The sequence below is a fragment of the Corynebacterium sp. HMSC063G05 genome (assembly GCF_001810555.1).
GTDB classification, from domain to species: domain Bacteria; phylum Actinomycetota; class Actinomycetes; order Mycobacteriales; family Mycobacteriaceae; genus Corynebacterium; species Corynebacterium jeikeium_D.
Map to the genome: position 1 here is coordinate 1 of NZ_KV801855.1, position 18,234 is coordinate 18,234.

At 61.7% G+C, this 18,234-nt stretch carries 13 protein-coding genes and 2 tRNA genes; 11 read left to right on the top strand and 4 right to left on the bottom strand.

What is annotated here, in order from left to right; all coding sequences use genetic code 11:
* The first annotated feature begins 535 nt into the window (after positions 1–535).
* The 3 genes from HMPREF2751_RS06975 to HMPREF2751_RS06985 all read left to right on the top strand — a co-directional run bounded on the left by HMPREF2751_RS06975 (position 536) and on the right by HMPREF2751_RS06985 (position 5,810).
* Positions 536–4,183, top strand: coding sequence for a phosphoribosylformylglycinamidine synthase (locus tag HMPREF2751_RS06975; RefSeq protein ID WP_070595751.1), 3,648 nt, complete (start codon positions 536–538; stop codon positions 4,181–4,183).
* Between the two features lie 232 nt (positions 4,184–4,415).
* A tRNA-Arg gene (locus HMPREF2751_RS06980) sits at positions 4,416–4,488 on the top strand.
* 332 nt (positions 4,489–4,820) lie between these two features.
* Positions 4,821–5,810 (top strand): LLM class flavin-dependent oxidoreductase, encoded by a 990-nt coding sequence (locus tag HMPREF2751_RS06985; RefSeq protein WP_070595752.1) that lies wholly within the window; start codon positions 4,821–4,823, stop codon positions 5,808–5,810.
* Positions 5,811–5,859: 49 nt separating this feature from the next.
* Here the strand turns inward: HMPREF2751_RS06985 and HMPREF2751_RS06990 are convergent, their stop codons facing one another.
* Together HMPREF2751_RS06990 and HMPREF2751_RS06995 are read right to left on the bottom strand one after the other, a co-directional pair.
* Positions 5,860–6,708, bottom strand: coding sequence for a CoA transferase (locus tag HMPREF2751_RS06990; RefSeq protein WP_049172453.1), 849 nt, complete (start codon positions 6,706–6,708; stop codon positions 5,860–5,862).
* A gap of 9 nt (positions 6,709–6,717) precedes the next feature.
* The gene (locus HMPREF2751_RS06995) at positions 6,718–7,743 is read right to left on the bottom strand and encodes a prephenate dehydrogenase (RefSeq protein ID WP_049193868.1); all 1,026 of its coding nucleotides are present in this window, start codon (positions 7,741–7,743) and stop codon (positions 6,718–6,720) included.
* A 38-nt stretch (positions 7,744–7,781) separates the two neighbouring features.
* On the opposite strand from HMPREF2751_RS06995, the gene HMPREF2751_RS07000 reads away from it, so the two are divergent.
* The 3 genes from HMPREF2751_RS07000 to HMPREF2751_RS07010 all read left to right on the top strand — a co-directional run bounded on the left by HMPREF2751_RS07000 (position 7,782) and on the right by HMPREF2751_RS07010 (position 9,185).
* On the top strand, positions 7,782–8,339 hold the full coding sequence (locus HMPREF2751_RS07000) for a tRNA adenosine deaminase-associated protein (protein ID WP_005510946.1): 558 nt from the start codon (positions 7,782–7,784) through the stop codon (positions 8,337–8,339).
* Complete coding sequence (locus tag HMPREF2751_RS07005; RefSeq protein ID WP_083304424.1) at positions 8,281–8,859, top strand: nucleoside deaminase; 579 nt, start codon at positions 8,281–8,283, stop codon at positions 8,857–8,859. Before HMPREF2751_RS07000 ends, HMPREF2751_RS07005 begins: the two co-directional genes overlap by 59 nt.
* A gap of 137 nt (positions 8,860–8,996) precedes the next feature.
* Complete coding sequence (locus HMPREF2751_RS07010; RefSeq protein WP_049193864.1) at positions 8,997–9,185, top strand: CsbD family protein; 189 nt, start codon at positions 8,997–8,999, stop codon at positions 9,183–9,185.
* Positions 9,186–9,293: 108 nt separating this feature from the next.
* Here the strand turns inward: HMPREF2751_RS07010 and HMPREF2751_RS07015 are convergent, their stop codons facing one another.
* Positions 9,294–10,274, bottom strand: coding sequence for a diaminopimelate dehydrogenase (locus HMPREF2751_RS07015; RefSeq protein WP_049193862.1), 981 nt, complete (start codon positions 10,272–10,274; stop codon positions 9,294–9,296).
* A gap of 239 nt (positions 10,275–10,513) precedes the next feature.
* Between HMPREF2751_RS07015 and HMPREF2751_RS07020 the strand changes: the two genes are divergently transcribed.
* From HMPREF2751_RS07020 to HMPREF2751_RS07040, 5 genes are all read left to right on the top strand, one after another.
* A tRNA-Ser gene (locus HMPREF2751_RS07020) sits at positions 10,514–10,604 on the top strand.
* Positions 10,605–11,030: 426 nt separating this feature from the next.
* Positions 11,031–14,033: an MMPL family transporter gene (locus tag HMPREF2751_RS07025; protein ID WP_070595754.1), complete on the top strand. Its 3,003-nt coding sequence runs from the start codon at positions 11,031–11,033 to the stop codon at positions 14,031–14,033.
* 61 nt (positions 14,034–14,094) lie between these two features.
* Complete coding sequence (tgt, locus tag HMPREF2751_RS07030) at positions 14,095–15,396, top strand: tRNA guanosine(34) transglycosylase Tgt (RefSeq protein WP_070595755.1); 1,302 nt, start codon at positions 14,095–14,097, stop codon at positions 15,394–15,396.
* Positions 15,397–15,579: 183 nt separating this feature from the next.
* Positions 15,580–16,533: an ABC transporter ATP-binding protein gene (locus HMPREF2751_RS07035; protein ID WP_070595761.1), complete on the top strand. Its 954-nt coding sequence runs from the start codon at positions 15,580–15,582 to the stop codon at positions 16,531–16,533.
* Between the two features lie 13 nt (positions 16,534–16,546).
* Positions 16,547–17,326, top strand: coding sequence for an ABC transporter permease (locus tag HMPREF2751_RS07040; RefSeq protein WP_070546602.1), 780 nt, complete (start codon positions 16,547–16,549; stop codon positions 17,324–17,326).
* A 59-nt stretch (positions 17,327–17,385) separates the two neighbouring features.
* Here the strand turns inward: HMPREF2751_RS07040 and HMPREF2751_RS07045 are convergent, their stop codons facing one another.
* Positions 17,386–18,162, bottom strand: a complete 777-nt coding sequence (locus tag HMPREF2751_RS07045; RefSeq protein ID WP_070595756.1) for a queuosine precursor transporter — start codon at positions 18,160–18,162, stop codon at positions 17,386–17,388.
* Positions 18,163–18,234: the final 72 nt, after the last annotated feature.

Genomic DNA, 18,234 nt, shown 5'->3' on the forward strand with positions numbered 1-18,234 from the left:
TGGCATGCGGACACACTTTTCTTTACTTAACCCGGCATTGCGGGGCGGGGGCAGCGAGGTCCTTCACTTGTGGCCAGGGTTCGGTCACTTATCGATGGTTTCTCGTGGCCTGTCGATGGTTTTGCGCCACTTATGCGCGCGCTGTGGGTGCTACGTGTGCACTTGTCGATGCGCTGTTCACTTGTGGCCAGGCTATAGCGAATCGATAGGTGAACTATGCATCGATAAGACAACGAACCAGCTCCCTTGCTCCAGCAACGCGCAGCAACAGGTAGCAAAGCGCAGCAACAGGCACCAACCCGGACCTGCCGACCGACTCGCCACCTCCCTGAGCCGCCACGGCCGTACCTCCAACACCCCCGCGCAGCCTTTGCCCGGCTGAATCCGATTAGCCTGGCCTTGTACTTGGTCAGTCGGGGCTTCCGCCCCGCGCCGCCCCGCGCCGCCTCGCACACCGGGGGACATTTTCCTATCCTGAACAGTTGCAATAGACTTAGACCCCGGTTGCCCTCCCCGTATTTCGATAGGAGCCTTGATGGACGCCCGTCTAGCCGTTCGCCGTAAGCCCGAGTTCCGCAATGAGGAAGCTACGCTGCTGTCCTCGATCGGCCAGGACGGCGAGGTGGCAATCTACTATCTCTACGATGCTTTCGATGCGACGGAGGAGGATCTTGTCGCGCTGCGTGAGTCGGTAGTTGCTGATTCGCGTGTCGACGAGCTGGTCGAGCTCCCGGCCCCCGCCGAGCTGGGGAACTACCTTGCTGTCGAGCCTCTTCCTGGCCAGTACGACCAGCGTGCCGATGCCGCCGAGCAGGCCCTGCGGCTACTCCGCCCGGAAACCCGCGCGCAGATCACCTCGGCAACGCTGTATGTTTTCGACGCTCCGGTGAATGACGCCGTACGCTCCTTCCTCATTAACCCGGTCGAGTCGGGGGAGAAGAACCTGAACGTCCTGCGCCGTCCGAGCATGGGCGAGATCGAGCCGCTGAAGGAGTACCCGGGCTTCACCGAGCTGGATGACGAAGGCCTGGCCGAGCTGCTCGCAGCCGACGGCATGGCCATGTCGCTGGCCGATCTGAAGACCATCCAGGACTACTTCCGCTCCGAGGGCCGCACTCCGACCGAGGTGGAGCTGTCCGCGCTGGATACCTACTGGTCAGACCACTGTCGCCACACCACCTTCAACACCGAGCTGACCTCCATCGAGAACAACGAGCCGCGCTTTGCCGCGCAGTTGGATCGCGCGCTGCGTCGCTACGACGAGCTGCGTGAACTCAACGGCCGCACTCACAAGCCACGCACCCTGATGGACATGGGCACCATCATGGGCCGCGAACTGCGTCGCACGGGCGTGATGGATGACCAGGAAGTTTCCGAGGAAATCAACGCCTGCTCCGTCTACGTCGACGTCGAGGGCGATGACCGCAAGTGGCTGCTCATGTTCAAGAACGAGACCCACAACCACCCGACCGAAATCGAGCCGTTCGGTGGCGCCTCCACCTGTCTCGGCGGCGCAATCCGTGACCCGCTGTCAGGCCGTTCCTGGGTCTACCAGGCCATGCGTCTGTCCGGCGCAGGTGACATCAACACTCCGCGCGAGCAGACCCTCGAGGGCAAGCTGCCGCAGCGCGATATCTCCTCTCGTGCCGCAGCCGGCTACTCCTCCTACGGAAACCAGATCGGTCTGGCCACCACTGGTGTGCGCGAGCTGGTCCACCCGGGATACGTCGCTAAGCGAATGGAACTCGGTGCCGTCGTCGCCGCTGCCCCGGCAGACAACGTCAAGCGCCTCGAACCTGCGCCGGGCGATGTGGTGATCATGCTCGGTGGCCGCACCGGCCGTGACGGCGTCGGCGGTGCGACCGGCTCGTCGAAGGCCCACGATGAGGACTCGCTGGGCCGCTCCGGCGCCGAGGTGCAGAAGGGTAACCCGGTCAACGAGCGCAAGATTCAGCGCCTGTTCCGCCGCGAGGATGTCGCCACCAAGATCGTCCGTTGTAATGACTTCGGCGCTGGTGGCGTGTCCGTTGCGGTTGGTGAGCTGGCTGACTCCATTGACATTCACCTCGAGCGCGTGCCGCTGAAGTACGCCGGTCTGAATGCCCGCGAAATCGCGATTTCCGAGTCCCAGGAGCGCATGGCGCTGGTCGTGCGCCCGGAGGATGCCGACTTCATCATCGCCGCCGCTGCCGAGGAGAACATTGAGGCCGTCGCGCTGGCCGACATCACCGACACTGGCCGTCTGCGCATGTTCATGGGCGACGAGGTTGTCTTCGACCTCTCCCGTGAGTTCATCGACACCAACGGCGCTGACCGCGCCCAGAATGTCGAGATGGTTGCTGCGGAGGGCGGCGTCGTAAAGCAGGTACCGGCGAGCGTGCTGGAGTCGCTGCGTGCGGCGACGGCGGGCTCCCAGGAGGGCATGATCGAGCAGTTCGACTCGACCGTCGGCCGCTCCACCGTGCTCATGCCGTACGGTGGCGCGACGCAGAAGACCGACGAGCAGGCGTCGATCCAGACGCTGCCGGTCGATGGCGGCACGAGCACCGCGTCCGTCATGACTTGGGGTTACTCGCCATCGCTTGCCGACGAGTCCCCGTACCTCATGGGCTCCTACTCCGTCGTGGAGGCACTGGCTAAGCTCGCAGCGGCCGGTGGCGATCCGCGCGGTGCCTGGCTGAGTGTGCAGGAGTACTTCCAGCGCCTGGACCAGGATCCGCAGCGCTGGGGCGAGGTTGCGCAGGCTCTGCTCGGTCTGCTCGAGGCTCAGGACGGCTTCCAGGTTGCGGCCATTGGCGGTAAGGACTCCATGTCCGGCACCTACGGCGAGGACCTGCACGTGCCGGCGACCCTGGTGACCTTCGCAGTTGCCGCGATGGACGAGACCGACGCTGTCTCTGCTGCAATCCCGGCAGGTAACTTCGACCTCTACCTGTTTGCGCACAAGCCACTCGAGTCCGGGGAGCCGAACTACGAGCAGCTCAACGAACTATTTGCTGCCGTGCGGGAGCTGCGTCCGGCTGCGGCCTCGGCTGTTACTAACGCGGATCTGGCTGCGACCCTGGTCAACATGGCTGTGGGCAATGGCGTGGGCCTGGAGGCATCCCTTCCGGAGGCTCCGCTGGGCTCCATTGTGGTGGCTGTTCCGGCTGGTCAGGATGTTGAGGGTGCTGTTGAGGGTGCTGTGAAGATCGGTGCCACCGACGAGTCGGGCACGCTGCGCTTCGGTGAGGAGTCCTTCACTGTCGCCGAGGCTCTGGAGGCAATGGAGTCCGGTTACCGTGAGGTCTTCCCGCTCAATGACTACGAGGGCGAAGCCCTGCCGGAGTTCGCTAACCAGGTCAACGAGACCAAGACCGACCTGCAGAGCCCGGGCAAGAAGGATGTCCACGTGTTGCTGCCAGTCTTTCCTGGTACCAACTCCGAGTACGACATGGCCGAGGCATTCGTCGCGGCTGGCGCTACCTACGAGTTCCACGTAATCCGCAACCTGACCCCGGCAATGCTGGCGGAGGACACGAAGGCGTTCATCGAGAAGCTTCAGGACTCCGACATCCTGGCATTCTCCGGTGGCTTCTCCCTGGGTGATGAGCCGGACGGATCCGCCAAGTTCATCGCCGCGTTCCTGCGTTCCGACGATGTCGCAGCCGCCGTCAAGGAGTTCGTGGCCGACAACGGTCTTGTGCTCGGTATTTGTAACGGTTTCCAGGCGCTGGTCAAGTCCGGCTTCCTGCCGTACGGCGACCCTGCGCAGCTCCGCGAGGACTCGCCGACCCTGGCCCACAACCGCCAGCTGCGCCACGTGTCCCGCATCGCCACCACTCGCGTCGCGACCGTGAATTCCCCGTGGCTGCGCGGTTTCGAGCCAGGCCAGACCCACCTCATGCCGGTTTCTCACGGTGAGGGTCGTTTCGTGGTTTCCGAGGACGAGGCCCGCCGCCTGTTCGAGGCCGGTCAGGTCGCTTTCCAGTACGTCGATGCCGACGGCGTGCCGACGATGACAGCGCCAGCCAACCCGAACGGTTCTTCCTACGCCATTGAGGGCATTGTCAGTGCTGACGGCAGGATTCTGGGCAAGATGGGCCACCCGGAGCGTTTCCGTGAGGGTCTGATGCGCAACATTCCGGGCATTGGTGAGCAGGACATCTTTGGCAACGCTGTCCGCTGGGTCCGCGGCGAGTAGTTCCTCGGTTTCTCCGTTACCTCGGTCAGGGTTACCTCGGTCGGTCCTGTTCGGATAGGCCGGGGTAACCGCTACGAAACCTGTTGTTGATGTGCAACGAATATGTACTTGAATAAGTGCCGAAAAGGTTGCTTGAACAGGCGATTTTGTAAAACTTAGCAGGATGAGTAAAGTATCTATTCGTTGCAGGGGCCGAGGGAATTACCCCAGAGTCGCTGAATAACAACAAAATGCGCCCGTAGCTCAACGGATAGAGCATCTGACTACGGATCAGAAGGTTAGGGGTTCGAATCCCTTCGGGCGCACAACGCAGACCCGCACCGGTAAGGTGCGGGTCTTTTTGTCTGCCCGACTTATCGATGGTTTTCCGGCACTTATGCGCGCGGTATTGGCTTTGCCTGCGCTCATATCGATGAGCTATTCACTTGTGGCCAGGCTATAGCTCATCGATATGTGAATACCTCATCGACAAGTGAATACCGCCCACGAGCCACCCATGAGCCCGTCCACCCGCAAGCCGCCCACGAGCCACCCATGAGCCACCCGCACCCAAACCCCAAAACCCAACCCCCAGCGCCTCAGTATTCGAAACATCTCAAACTCGCAATATCCGCCTAACGGTCTAGACTGTGGAACCATGATTCGTACTGAGTCCATTCTTGACCTCGCTACCGTAGCCTCGGGGCAGTCCCACGCCGACGCCCTGCAGGGCTCCATCGATTTGGCGCAGACAGCGGAAAGGGCTGGTTATCAGCGTATTTGGTACGCAGAGCACCACAATATGAACTCCATCGCGTCCTCGTCGCCGGCAGTTCTTATCGCAGCCGTGGCTGCAAAAACCGAGAGCATCACCCTCGGCTCCGGCGGCGTCATGCTGCCGAATCATGCACCGCTGACGGTCGCGGAGCAGTTCGGCACGCTCGCGAACCTGTACCCGAATCGCATCGAGCTGGGGCTTGGCCGCGCTCCGGGCACTGACCAGGCCACTATGCGTGCGCTGCGTCGTGACCCGCGCTCTTCTGATTCCTTCCCGCAGGATGTGCAGGAGCTGCGCGGTTACCTCTCCGACGAGTCGCTGATTAAGGGCATCAACGCGATTCCGGGCCGCGGCACCCACGTGCCGCTGTACATCCTGGGCTCCTCGCTCTTTGGTGCTCAGCTCGCGGCGGCGCTCGGCTTGCCGTACGCGTTTGCTTCGCACTTCGCGCCGGACGCGCTTCGCGATGCCATCGCGGTCTACCGCGAGCAGTTCCAGCCTTCTGAGCAGCTGGATAAGCCGTACGCTTTTGCGGCCATGAACGTGATTGCGTCGGAAAGCGAAGAGGATGCGCAGCAGCAGTACTTCGCTACCCGCAGGAACATGGTCAGGCGGTTCCTCAGCCGCGGTGGTCACCACCTCACCGACGATGAGGCAGAGATTCTGATGGATACCCCGCAGGGGCGCCAGGTGCAGAATATGTTCCGTCATACGGCAGTCGGCACGGTGGCACAGGTGCGTGAGCAGATTGCGCAGTTCGGTGAGTACTCGGCGGCGGATGAGCTGATCGTGGCTCATCAGTCGTTGAAGGTTCCTGACCGACTGCGTTCGGTGGAGCTCACCGCGGAGGCCACGGGGCTGACCGCGTAAGGCTCCAGGCCCAGGAGTACGTCGAGGCACGCGGCCTTAAGTCGCCCTCTTACTCCACCGCAGCCAGTGGCAGCGCCTTTTCGCTGGCAAGCTGCATGATTTCGGCGTTGGTGCGCTCGCGGAGGAAATCCGCAAGTTCCTCGCGGTTGCTCGCGCCAGTGGCCTCGGTCAGGGCGGCGGCAAAGTGCGGCTCCAGCGCTGCCACGGCCACGTAGCCGTCGGCGCTGGGGTAGAGGCCGTACGTCCACAGGCCGCCACCGAGTAGTCCGCCGGGCGCCGTCATGCCGTACTTCAGCGGCGCGGCACCGGCCTCGCCCGCCTGCTTTAGGCCGATGCGGCAGTGCAGTCCAGGCTGCTTTACGACGTCCGCCCCAGCACCCGCCCGCTTAATCAACCCGGCAAGGGCAGCGGTGACCGCAAAGTGCGCGCCCAGAATGTCGCCCAACAGCACCGGCGGCATCGCCGGAGGCGTGAGGGTTCCGGCCTCCGCCTGGTAGGTCAGGTCATGGCCAGGGGTTTCTGGAGCTTCGGTATCACCGACAATGTCGATATGTACCGGCCCATTCGGGCGCTCGTGGAGGCCCGCCAGCCCCATGCGTTCCAGCGCGGAGGGGCGAACCGAGGTGATGACCACATCGGCCTCATCGATCAGCGAGCTCAGCTGTGCGCGACCCTCATTGCTCTTCAGATCCGCCTGGATAATCTCGTGACCTGCGGACATAGCTTCATACCAGGAGCGGCCGAAGGCGCCGAGCGGATCGCCTGTTGGTGGCTCGACCTTAATCACCCGGGCGCCTAGCTGGCCCAAGTGCTGAGCGGCCAGTGGTCCCGGTACGTTAATGGCGAAGTTGACGACAGTGATGCCTGCGAGGCTGGTGTGCAGCTCGGGGGAAAACATAGTTCCACACTAGAACACATCTATCTGTCCGCCGACGCTTTCGGCCAACTTCAACTGGTTGATCCAGCCGCCCTCGCCGACGCGCAGTCGGAAAATCGGGCGGTGAGCAGGGCGGGCCTCGTAGCGGACACGGGCAATCTGACCGGTTTTGGCCAGGTCCATAGCGGTTCCCTCGGTGGCCAACTGGGTGCGCGCGGCGGTGAGGCGCTCGATGACGTCGTCAAGCGCGGTGAGCACGGGTTCGGTGTTGTTCTCACACCAGGACATGACCATGTCAGGAGCAGCGGCGGCGACGCGGGTGCAGTCGCGGAAAGAGCCGGCTGCAAGCGAAATGGCCAGGGGGCCACCGGCTTCACCGGCGGCGGCAATTGCGTAGGCCGCTAGGTGGGGCATGTGGGAGATGCGGGCGACACTGGCATCGTGGTGATCGCTCAGCGCTGGAATGAGTTGACTGCCAAGAGCTGCTCCCAAGTTGGCGACCTGCGAAAAGACTTCAATCCACCGCTCCGGGACGGGCTTGCCTGCAGCGTCGGCAGCAGCTGCCAGGTCGTAGGTGATGACCCAGGGGGCGCCGTCGAAAAGCCCTTCGAGCGTGGCGGACCAGCCCGCCTGCGCGGAACCCGCCATTGGGTGCGCGCCGACGAAGCGTTCCTCCATCCCGCGAGCGGAGACCTCGGCGGCGACGGCCGCCTTCACGGAGACCACATCCGTGATGCCACAGCTGGGGGCGTGCTCGTTGATCGCGTCGAGCATCGTGCCGACGACTGTCATGGGGGTGCCAATTACGATGAGCGCGCGACTGGCCTCAGCGCGCTCGAGCGTGGCTTGAAGATCTGTACTGGCGTCGAATCCCTCCTTCGTGGCTTCCTCGACCGTCGTGGACGAGCGATTCCAACCGAAGCATTCGACGTTGTGGGCCCGCAGATCGCGCATCATGGAGCCACCGATGAGGCCCAAACCGAGGATGCATACCGCGGGTAGTTGTGCAGCTGACAGGGAGGACGAAGCAGGGGAGGGGGACTCGAAATTGCTCACCTGACAAGCATGACATACAGCGACTAGCGTTGTGGGTTATGAGCACGACCTTTTCCGGAGGGTACACCTCCGATGACGACCGCTCCTTCGCGGTTGCCGTAACTATGGGGGAGCGCGGTTGGCGCGTCGTCGATCTTGGGGACGACGCCACCGATTCCCTCGCTGACGCTGCACAGGCGCTGCGCAATCTGCGTTCGGAACGCGCCGCTGTCGGAATGCTCAATATCGACGACGATTACTTCATTCTCGTGCGCCAGGGCGTTGGGTCGCTGCGCGTTGTGCTTTCCGACGCCACCGCCGCCGTCACCGACGACATTGCGGCAGATGTGTTCGACGAGCTGGATCTGGATATCCCCGACCTCGACGAGGACGAGCTCGACGATGTCGACGCCTGGGCCGAAGGAGATATGGATATCCTCGCTGACCTGGGCTGTTCGGAGGAAGCCCTGGAGTCCATCTGTGACGATCAGTCGCTGTGGGCGTCCGAGCAGCTTCTGGCCATCGCCGAGGAGCTGGGGTGCGCCGAGGAGCTCGCCGATGTCGCCGACCTGGATTACGACGGTGACGATGACGACTACGACCCCTATGACGACTAACCCTGACAAAGGTCACCTGACCGAGCGGCCAAGCGCGCTACCCCGTCGAAAACAGGACATTCTCGACGAAGAGTGGATGCGCCTGGCTATTGCCGAAGCTGCTCACACGGCACCCGGGGATGTGCCGGTGGGAGCTGTGGTCGTGGATGCCGAGGGCAAGGTTGTGGGCCGGGGTTCAAACCGTCGGGAAGCTGATGGTAACCCGCTTGCCCACGCCGAAGTTATTGCGTTGCGCGAGGCCACCCGCGTCGTTGGTGACGGCTGGCGGCTGGAGCAGTGCACGTTGGTCGTGACACTTGAGCCGTGCGTGATGTGTGCCGGCGCGTGCGTCATGGGGCGCGTGGGGCGCGTGGTCTTCGGCGCGTGGTCGCCCAAGACCGGCGCGTGCGGCTCCATCGCCGATGTCATCCGCGATCCCGCCCATGCATTCACGCCGCAGGTGCGCGGGGGTGTGCTTGCCGACGAATGCTCCGTTTACCTGCGCGAATTCTTCGAACGGCAACGGCAGTCGGGAGCGTGAGCGGGGTCACAGTTAGGTCACAATTCCCGCTGTGGCCGTGACGAGCCTCCATTTTCACGTACCGTCGGAACTAGTGGGGCTGCTAGACGGTGGCTCTATAGAAATAGATTAAGTCGTTTACATGGGAGGCTTACATAATGAGCGAGCTGCAGAACAAGGCCGACGAGTTGGGCGGCAAGGTTAAGGAAGCTGCCGGCGACGCCGTTGGCAATGACGACCTGTCAAACCAGGGCAAGGGCGAGCAGGCTGCGTCCAAGGTCAAGCAGGGTGCTGAGGACCTGAAGGACAAGGCTACTGAGGCCTTGGGCAAGCTGACTGACAAGTAAAGCGCTTAGCTTTCGGGTAGAGATAACCCCAACCTTCTCCGCTTCTGATGTGCGGAGACGGTTGGGGTTCTTTGTGTTTCGATGGCCGGCTGTCAGCGTTGGGGCTGGCTACAGCTTCTGAGCCACTAGGTCATCCAGTGGTTCGGCGGACAGTAGGTACGGGGCGATCTCGAAGACGGTACGGGCACCAGTCTCGCCAGCCTGCTTCAGGCGGTAGGCAGCGCGACCGTAGGCAACCTGGACGGCTGCGGTGAAGTCGGGGTTGCGCTCCAGTTCGAGACCGAACTCGATGACGTGGCCGGAGGTACCGGCCTGGCCACGGGTAATGACCTGGCCGCCGTGCGGCATGCCCTGGTGGTCGCGGTCGAACTCCTCTTCAGAGATGAAGTCCACGATGGTCTCGTATGGGGCAAAGTAATCCGGCATGGTCACGATGGTTTCGCGGATCTGCTCCTTGAGCTTGGCGTCCTCCTCGGCGTTGCCGGTCTCTTCAGCGACGACGAAGCAGTGGCGCAGGTGGCACTCGTTACCCTTCAGGTCTGCGCCCTCGCCCTTCTTCACGGCCTCGATAGCTTCCGGGTTCGGCTTGGTGTACTGGACACCCTTCTTCACTCCCGGCACACGACGCACGGCATCGGAGTGGCCCTGCGACAGGCCCGGCCCCCAGAAGGTCATCTGGTCTGCGCCCGGCAGGATGGCAGCGCCCAGGACGCGGTTCAGGGAGAACAGGCCCGGGTCCCAACCGGTCGAGATCATGGCGATGTTGTCACCCTCACGAGCGGAGGCGTCCATGGCCGCGCGGTGCTTCGGAATCTCGTGGTGGTTGTCGTAGGTGTCGACCGTCGTAAAGTTCTTTGCCAGCTCAGGGGCCTGCTCCGGGACATCGGTGGCCGAGCCGAGGCACACGAACAGCACGTCTACCTCGTCCTTGTACTTTTCGACATCCGCAGCCGGGAGCACGCGGGCCTCAGTGTCCAGCGAATCGCGACGGGAGAAAACACCGACGAGTTCCATATCCGGCTGGTCGGCAATGACCTTTTCGACGCTGCGGCCCAAGTTGCCGTAGCCGATGATGGCGGAACGAATCATGAGGGAGAACCCTTTCTGTGTGGCTGCACTTCTGTGTTTAAGTTTCTAGATTTCAAGCTACAGACTATTCCTTCATATCTCAGCGGGCGTTGGCCACCCCGAAGAGCGCGGTGGTTTACGTGGATGGTGCAGTAGATGGAGTGATTTGGGATGGCGGGGGTTGTGGTTCTGTGCGGACAGCTGAGCCTTCTGACCTGGGGATTTGGTAGATAAAGGGGCTACCTGTAACGTTTTCTAGCGGTGACGTGTCCGAGCGGCCGAAGGTGAAGCACTCGAAATGCTTTGTGCGGTAACCCCGTACCGAGGGTTCAAATCCCTCCGTCACCGCCAATAAAACCCCCGGTGGTTCCTTTAAGTAGGAGCCCCGGGGGTTTTGCATTTAATCGGCCCTGATTGCCTGGGTGTGGTGGAGGTGTGGGAGGTGTCCGTCGTAAAGCGGCAAATGGTGAGGCGTCCGACCTGGAGCACCTAAATCACAAAATTAACATCAGTAACACACACCCCATTGTTCACGTTTATCCGGGAAGTCCGCTACTCTTAGCAAAAGTATTTCCGGTTTTTATGTCGTGCCCGCCCCCAATGACCGTGTCAGCGCCAGAGTTGATGTTGGCCAATCCGGGGTGGTCGCTAGCATCGGAGTAGCGAAGAGGCTTCAAACTGCAGGTGAAGTCCGAGGGAGTGCTTGGGTAGCGCGAACTTGGGGAAGCTGCAGTTGGGGGCGGTCCAGGCGAATATTAGACGTAAGGGAAACTTGACATGGCAAAGGCCTTGTTCAAACTCGGCAGGTTCTCCTACCTGCATAAATGGACTGTGATCATCGCGTGGTTCCTGATTTTGGCGGGGCTGGGCGGTGCAGTTGCCGCATTCCAGAAGGGGTTCATCGACCAGTTCTCGATCCCCGGCATGCCGTCGGCAACGGCTTCACACGTGATTGAGGAAAAGTTCCCCGATGTTCCGAACCCAATTCGAGAGCAGCGTATTTATGTCGCCTTCGAGGCCCCCGAGGGGCAGAGGCTCGATGATCCACAGAATAAAGAAGCTGTTGACCAGGTCATTAACGGCATCCGCGACAATGTCGGCCAAATCGCCGACGATTTGCAACTTCACAACCCGGTAGACCTCAATCCGAAGATGCAGGCGATGGTCAAGGAACAGGGCATGGCCGCTGGCCTGCCCAAGGATGTCGCCGAGGCCGATGCCAATGCCATGCGTACCGTGTCCGATGACGGTCGCTACGGTATTTCCACCTTCGTTTTCGATGCCAAGATGCCGCAGGACATCGAGCCGGAGAATATGCAGGCGCTTCTCGACGCGATGCAGGCCGGTCGTGACGCAGGTATCAAGGTCGAGGCCTCTGGCCCGGGCATGCAGCCCGCGATTGAGGTGGCTCCGACCTCGGAGATTATCGGTGTGACAGTGGCGTTTATCGTGCTGGTTGTCACTTTCGGATCTCTGGTGGCTTCGTTCCTGCCTATTGTGACGGCGGTAGTGGGCATCATCATCGGTGTCTTCGGTGTGACATTGATGACCGCATTCACTGACGTCAACTCGATTACCCCGGTGCTTGCCGTCATGTTCGGCCTGGCTGTCGGTATTGACTACGCACTGTTCATCCTCTCTCGCTACAGGGCAGAAAGAGCCCGAGGGATGACCAACGAAGACGCCATCGGCATGGCTACCGGTACGGCTGGCTCCGCTGTGGTTTTCGCTGGCCTCACTGTGATTGTCGCGTTGGCAGCGCTGACGGTTGCCAAGGTGCCGTTCATGTCCCTGATGGGTATTTCGGCGGCAATCACGGTGGCCTTCACAGTGTTGGTCTCTCTGACTCTGCTGCCGGCAGTTATGTCTCTGTTGGGCGACAAGGTCTTCGCTGGTCGCGTGCCCGGTGTTGCTGGCAACCCCTCGCGTAATGCGCGCAAGGGACGCCGCTCTTCCTTCTTCGGCGAGATGACGATGGGGCGCCGTTGGGTCACCTTCGTGCACAAGGCCCCAGGGTTGTTCCTGGTCGGCTGTATCGTCTTGCTGTTGGCGTTGGCCTACCCGGCCATGCACTTGAAGCTGGCGCTGCCGTCGGACTCTACTGCGGCGAAGGACAGCACGAACCGCAAGGCCATCACCATGATTGAAGAGGGCTTCGGCGCGGGACGTAATTCACAGCTCATCATTATTGCCAAGTCGGATGATGTGAAGCCCGACGCACCGGTGCTCAAACCACTTATCGAGTCCCTGAAACAGACCAACCCGGAACTCTCTGACATCGAGGCCGCCCGTAAGGCTTCCTATAGCTACGCTGTCGACCAGTTCAAATCCAATGTCGGTGTCGAGCACATCCAGATGATTGGCATGAATCATGACGGCACTGCGGTCAAGATGATTATGACCCCGAAGTCGGGTCCGCTCGATCCTGCGACCAAGCAGCTGATGAACGCGGTGCGCGATCAGCAGAAGCAGATTGAGCAAACCACCGGCCTATTCACCGGTGTCACTGGCCTGGTTCCTATCGAAATTGACATCACCGACCGTCTCCAGGGCGCAATGCCGCTCTACTTGGGCGTTGTCGTGGGGCTGGCAGTGATTCTGCTACTGATGATTTTCCGCTCCCTGATGGTGCCGGTGACTGCCGGTGTGGGCTTCTTGCTCTCTGTCGCAGCCGCATTCGGTGTCACGGTGGCATTTTTCCAGGATGGCCTCTGGGGTGTGATTAGCACTCCGGGTCCGCTGGTCAGCTTTGTGCCAATCTTCCTCATTGGTGTGACGTTCGGTTTGGCCATGGACTATCAAGTCTTCCTGGTTTCCCGCATGCGCGAGCATTACACCCACAACAAGGGTGAATCCTCGCCAGAATCGAAGTACAACGCGGTCGAAGAATCGGTCGTTGAAGGCTTTACTCTTGGCGCTCGTGTGGTCACGGCCGCTGCGATTATTATGATCTCCGTCTTCGCGGCGTTCGCCGGGCAACCCCTGGCGATCATCAAGGTATTCGGTTTCGCGCTGGGTGCCGCAGTGCTTTTCGACGCCTTCGTTATCCGCATGACCTTCATCCCGGCAGCCATGTTCCTGCTTGGCCGCGCTACTTGGTACATGCCGAAGTGGCTGGACAAGGTGTTGCCTTCTGTGGATGTCGAAGGCTCTGCCCTGGAAGAGGTTTCCGAGGAGCTGGTGGAGAAGGGCCGCCGCGAGCGTATGGCTCGCGGTGAGTCCCTGTTGCCCGAAAGCGAAGGCGCTGGGCGTGGCTTTGGCGGGGCTGACGCTGACGAGGACGAAGCAGACAGTGCCGATGGTGAAGTCGGTGCTGGTGCAGAGGGCGCGGCGGGCGCAGCTGGTGGTACTGCTGTGGCTGTCGCGACCAAGAAGCGTAACCGCTGGATTCCGAAGCGGAAGAAGGCAAAGCTGAAGGAGCTCGAACCCGCTGACCAGGCTGAGCAGGCCGAACCCGCTGACCAGGCTGAGCAGGCCGAACTGTCCGCCCCTACGGCGCCTTTTGATCCGGAGCAGCCGGCACAGCCAGAGCAGGCGGAGCCGACCGAACAGCTCATGCAGCCCGCGCCAGCTGAACCAACCGACGCCCAGCCGAACCCGGAAAATGCCAAGGACGTCGAGGTCCGCCCGTACTACAGCCCGGCTCGTAAGCGGAAGAAGATTACGGTTGCGGAACTGATGAAGCGCGAAGGACTCGAAGAGGAAGCGCCACGTCGTAGCCGCGCCGTGTGGGACCCGGAAAACGCTGCCCAACCCGAGGAAAACGACAGCGCTGAGTAACTCGCGAATAGCACCCAGGTAACCTCAAGGCATTAGCACTGGACCACAACCAAGGAGCTTCATGTCGCAGTCGAGGACGACGGGCTTTGACGTCGTAAAGCAAATCGAAGGCGCGCGCGGACGTGCTGGCACCATCCACACCCCGCATGGCGATATTGCTACGCCGGCGTTCATTCCGGTCGGCACGAAGGCGACGGTGAAGACGCTCACGCCGGAGCAGGTGCGGTCCACCGGTGCGCAGGCGATGCTGTCGAACGCGTACCACCTGTACCTGCAGCCCGGCGAGGAAATCGTCGACCAGGCCGGCGGATTGGCAAAGTTCTCCAACTGGAATGGCCCGACGTACACTGACTCCGGCGGATTCCAGGTGCTCAGCCTCGGCGCGGGCTTTAAAAAGACCCTCGCGATGGACGTCACCGGCATGCAGAAAGACGACATCGTCGCCGAGGGCAAAGAGCGCAACGCGTTCGTCGATGAGGACGGCGTGACCTTCCGCTCGCACATCGATGGTTCCGAGCATCGCTTCACGCCGGAGGTGTCCATGCGTATTCAGCACGCGCTGGGCGCCGACATCATGATGGCGTTCGACGAGCTCACCACGCTGATGAACACCCGCGGCTACCAGGAGGCATCCGTCGAGCGCACGCACCGCTGGGCGCGTCGTTGCCTTCAGGCTCACAACGAGCTGACGATTTCGCGCGGTCAGGTTGACGCGCACGTCCATTCGCTTGACGACGGCCAGTTGCCCATCCAGCAGTTATTCGGTGTCGTGCAGGGTGCGCAGTACGAAGACCTGCGTCGAAAGGCCGCCCGCGGGCTGGTGGAGCTCTCCCGCGAGTTCGAGGACGCCGGCCAGCTCGGCTTCCACGGCTATGGCATTGGTGGGGCGATTGAGAAGCAGAATCTGGGCCTGATCTGCGGTTGGGTCAATGACGAGCTTCCCGACGACCGCGCCCGCCACCTACTGGGGATCTCCGAGCCGGACGATATTTTCGCCGCTGTCGAGGCCGGTGCCGACACCTTTGACTGCGTGGCTCCGACGAGGCTTGCCCGCCGTGGTGGTGTGTACACGCTCGATGGCCGGATGACCTTGACGAATGCCCGCTTCAAGAACGACTTCCGCCCCGTGGATGCGGAGGTGCCCTCCTACACTTCGCTGAATTATTCCCGGGCCTACCTGCATCATCTGTTGAAGGCCAAGGAGTACCTGGCTGGCACGCTGTGCACGATTCACAACCTGTTTTTCATGGTGCAGCTGGTGGAGAACATTCGCGCTGCGATCCTGGAGGACCGGTTCTTCGAGTATCGCGATGAGTTCATGGGCCGCTACTACGCCAACGGTGGCCGTGCAGTGGGGAATTAGGCGCTGGGTTGGGGCTCTGCTCTTACCTTTTCGCACTTCACGACACCTACGTCACCTCGTGCCAGCTGTGGAGGTGGCATGAGGTGACACCCGTGGCGTGAAGTGGAGGGAGCAACCGGAAAGGCCCCAAAACTAGACCTAGCTCTACTGCGCGAGGCAGTCTCAACCGGCATCATGGAGGACATGATCACGGTTGAACGACTCAGCAAGAAGTACGGTTCGAAATTAGCCGTCGATGACCTGTCCTTCACCGTTCCCGACGGTGTAGTGACAGGTTTTCTCGGCCCAAATGGCTCCGGCAAGTCCACCACCATGCGCTGCATGCTGGGCCTCGATACCCCGACCACGGGCCAGGCCTTGTTCACCGGGACGGATTCCCAGGGCAACACCTACAGCAACCAGCCCTTTTCCACGCTGAAGAATAAGCCCAGCATCGCCGGCGCAATTCTGGATGCCGGTTGGCACAACAAAGCTCGTTCGGGCCGCTCTCATCTGCGGGCCCTCGCCCGCGGCGCTGGCATCCCCGACACCCGCGTGGAGGAGTGCCTCGAGCAGGTCGGCATGACTGAAGCCGCGAAGGACAAGGTCGGCGGCTATTCGCTGGGCATGAAGCAGCGTCTGGGAGTGGCGGCGGCTCTGCTCGGCAAGCCGCAGCATCTGATCTTGGATGAGCCGGTCAACGGCCTCGATCCCGAAGGCGTCTCGTGGATGCGCCACACCATCAAGGCGCTGGCCGCACAGGGCTGCGCAGTCCTCGTGTCGTCGCACCTCCTTTCCGAGATGCAGCTCACCGCCGACCGCATCGTCGTCATCGGCCGCGGCCGCATGATCGGCGAGTACAGCATGGACGAATTCCTCTCCGACGGCACGGTCATCGAAGTTGAGGTCGATGATCCGGCTCGGCTGCTGCAGGCGTTAGGGCCGGTGGCGCAGGGGGTTGACGTCGATAAGCAATTGCGCATTCCGCTTTACGACGGCATCAGTGAGCAGCAACTCCGCCGCGACATTGCGGCTGCTGCCTTGCGTGAGGGGCTATTGGTGACGCGGTTGCACACGAAGCGCGACAACCTGGAGGAGAAGTTCCTGGCTGCGACCCAGGAATCGCAGGAGTACCGCGCGCAGGCGATTGGGCAGTAGGGGAGTGACTGAGATGAGTTTTGGAAACGCTTTGCGGTCGGAGTGGACGAAGCTAGCCAGCCTGCGTGGCACGTGGGTGTATGTGGTGTTGTTGGTGGGCTCGATAGCTGGGCCGATGGCGGCTTTCAGCATGGCGGCGGATGCTGGTGCGACCGCTGATTGGGAATTGCTGCTGTTGGGGACCGTGATCTTCAACATGATCGTGATTGCCTTTGGTGGCTCCACCCTGGCGGGTGAGTACAACGATCAGATGAATGCGCATGCGTTCTTGACGCAGGACCGAAGGAGCCTGTGGCTTTCGGCACGGATGACGCTGACCCTTGTGCTGATTGCTGTCTGTTGGGTCATTGGTGTGGCGCTTGCTTGGCTATCGGTGACGGTTTCCCCGCGCGTGGAGTTCAAGGGCGGCGACGCTGCCACGGACATGCTCGCCGGAGTGCTTGGCTTTGTAGTGTTTGGACTAATCGCGATGTCGCTGGGAGTGCTGACGCGCTCGCGCGTGGCCGCTGTCGCTATTCCGCTGGTGTGGATTCTGGTGGTGGAAAGCATGCTGGAGTTCGCGGCGCTGGCGTATGCGATTTTCCGGCCACTGTGGCTGGTCACGCCGGGTGCACGCATTCAGCAGTTGTCGACGCAATTGGGCGGTCTGATGGCAAATCCGGAGAATCCACGCATCGGGTTTGAGGCCGGCATGACGCAGCCGATGTGGTTCAACATCGTGGTGCTGGTGGCCTGGATTGTTGTGGCGGTTGGCGTTGCGCAGTGGGTCAATGCCAAACGGGATGTGAAGTAAAACAGAAAAGTGCCGCGACTACTCGCTTCTCAGGCGAGGTCGCGGCACTTTTTTCGTCGTTAAGCGGGAACGTGCGTGTCGTAGTAGCCTTCGCGGCGCTTGACCCACGCGATGACGGCGTAGGTGAGTGGCATGACTACGATCTCGACGGCGGTCTTCCAGATGAAACCGACGATGACGTAGTTGACGAAGGTGCCCCAGGTATCGATGCCGATCGCGGTGGCGGCGATGGAGCAGAAGATGAGCGTATCGACGAACTCGCCAACCACAGTCGAGCCCATCAGGCGCGCCCAGAGAGCCTTTTCGCCAGTGCGCTTCTTAATGGCGTTGAGCGACCAGGCGTTGAGCAGCTGACCGACGACATAACCGGCCAGACCTGCGAGAACAAGCTGCGGGACGGTGCCCAGCACAGTGGCGAATGCTTCCTGATTCTCGTACCACGGTGCCGCCGGGAGCTTGATGGCGGCAAAGAAGCAGAGCATTGCGCCGGCGAGGATGGCAAACCCGGTCCACACGGTGCGGCGGGTGGCTTTGTAGCCGTAGCACTCGGAAAGCACGTCGCCGATGACGTAGCTCAAGGGGAAGAGGAAGAAGGCACCGTCGGTGGCCAGGCCGAAGATTTCCACGCCCTTGGTGGCGGTGATGTTGGAGACAATCAGCACGCCAATGAAAATGGCCGTGAACATCGGGTACAGCGATTTCGGTACCGGGATGTGGCGTGGCGTGGTTGCTGTGGATTCGGACTTAGTTGCGTTCTCGGGCGCGTGCGAGGTGCTCACAGCGGCAGCCTCGGCGTTGCCCGGCCCAGACTTGGGCAGGTTTTCGTTATTTGTCACGGGAGGGAATGTTACCTGCCGCTCAGGGCTCCAAGCGAGTGCCGATGAAGTCTTCGAGGCCGACTCTGCCTC

Excerpts from the sequence above, each read along its gene's own strand:
- HMPREF2751_RS06975 (WP_070595751.1), top strand. The coding sequence starts at position 536 with ATGGACGCCCGTCTAGCCGTTCGCCGTAAGCCCGAGTTCCGCAATGAG.
- HMPREF2751_RS06985 (WP_070595752.1), top strand. The coding sequence starts at position 4,821 with ATGATTCGTACTGAGTCCATTCTTGACCTCGCTACCGTAGCCTCGGGG.
- HMPREF2751_RS06990 (WP_049172453.1), bottom strand. The coding sequence starts at position 6,708 with ATGTTTTCCCCCGAGCTGCACACCAGCCTCGCAGGCATCACTGTCGTC.
- HMPREF2751_RS07000 (WP_005510946.1), top strand. The coding sequence starts at position 7,782 with ATGAGCACGACCTTTTCCGGAGGGTACACCTCCGATGACGACCGCTCC.
- HMPREF2751_RS07005 (WP_083304424.1), top strand. The coding sequence starts at position 8,281 with ATGTCGCCGACCTGGATTACGACGGTGACGATGACGACTACGACCCCT.
- HMPREF2751_RS07010 (WP_049193864.1), top strand. The coding sequence starts at position 8,997 with ATGAGCGAGCTGCAGAACAAGGCCGACGAGTTGGGCGGCAAGGTTAAG.
- HMPREF2751_RS07015 (WP_049193862.1), bottom strand. The coding sequence starts at position 10,274 with ATGATTCGTTCCGCCATCATCGGCTACGGCAACTTGGGCCGCAGCGTC.
- HMPREF2751_RS07025 (WP_070595754.1), top strand. The coding sequence starts at position 11,031 with ATGGCAAAGGCCTTGTTCAAACTCGGCAGGTTCTCCTACCTGCATAAA.
- tgt (WP_070595755.1), top strand. The coding sequence starts at position 14,095 with ATGTCGCAGTCGAGGACGACGGGCTTTGACGTCGTAAAGCAAATCGAA.
- HMPREF2751_RS07035 (WP_070595761.1), top strand. The coding sequence starts at position 15,580 with ATGATCACGGTTGAACGACTCAGCAAGAAGTACGGTTCGAAATTAGCC.
- HMPREF2751_RS07040 (WP_070546602.1), top strand. The coding sequence starts at position 16,547 with ATGAGTTTTGGAAACGCTTTGCGGTCGGAGTGGACGAAGCTAGCCAGC.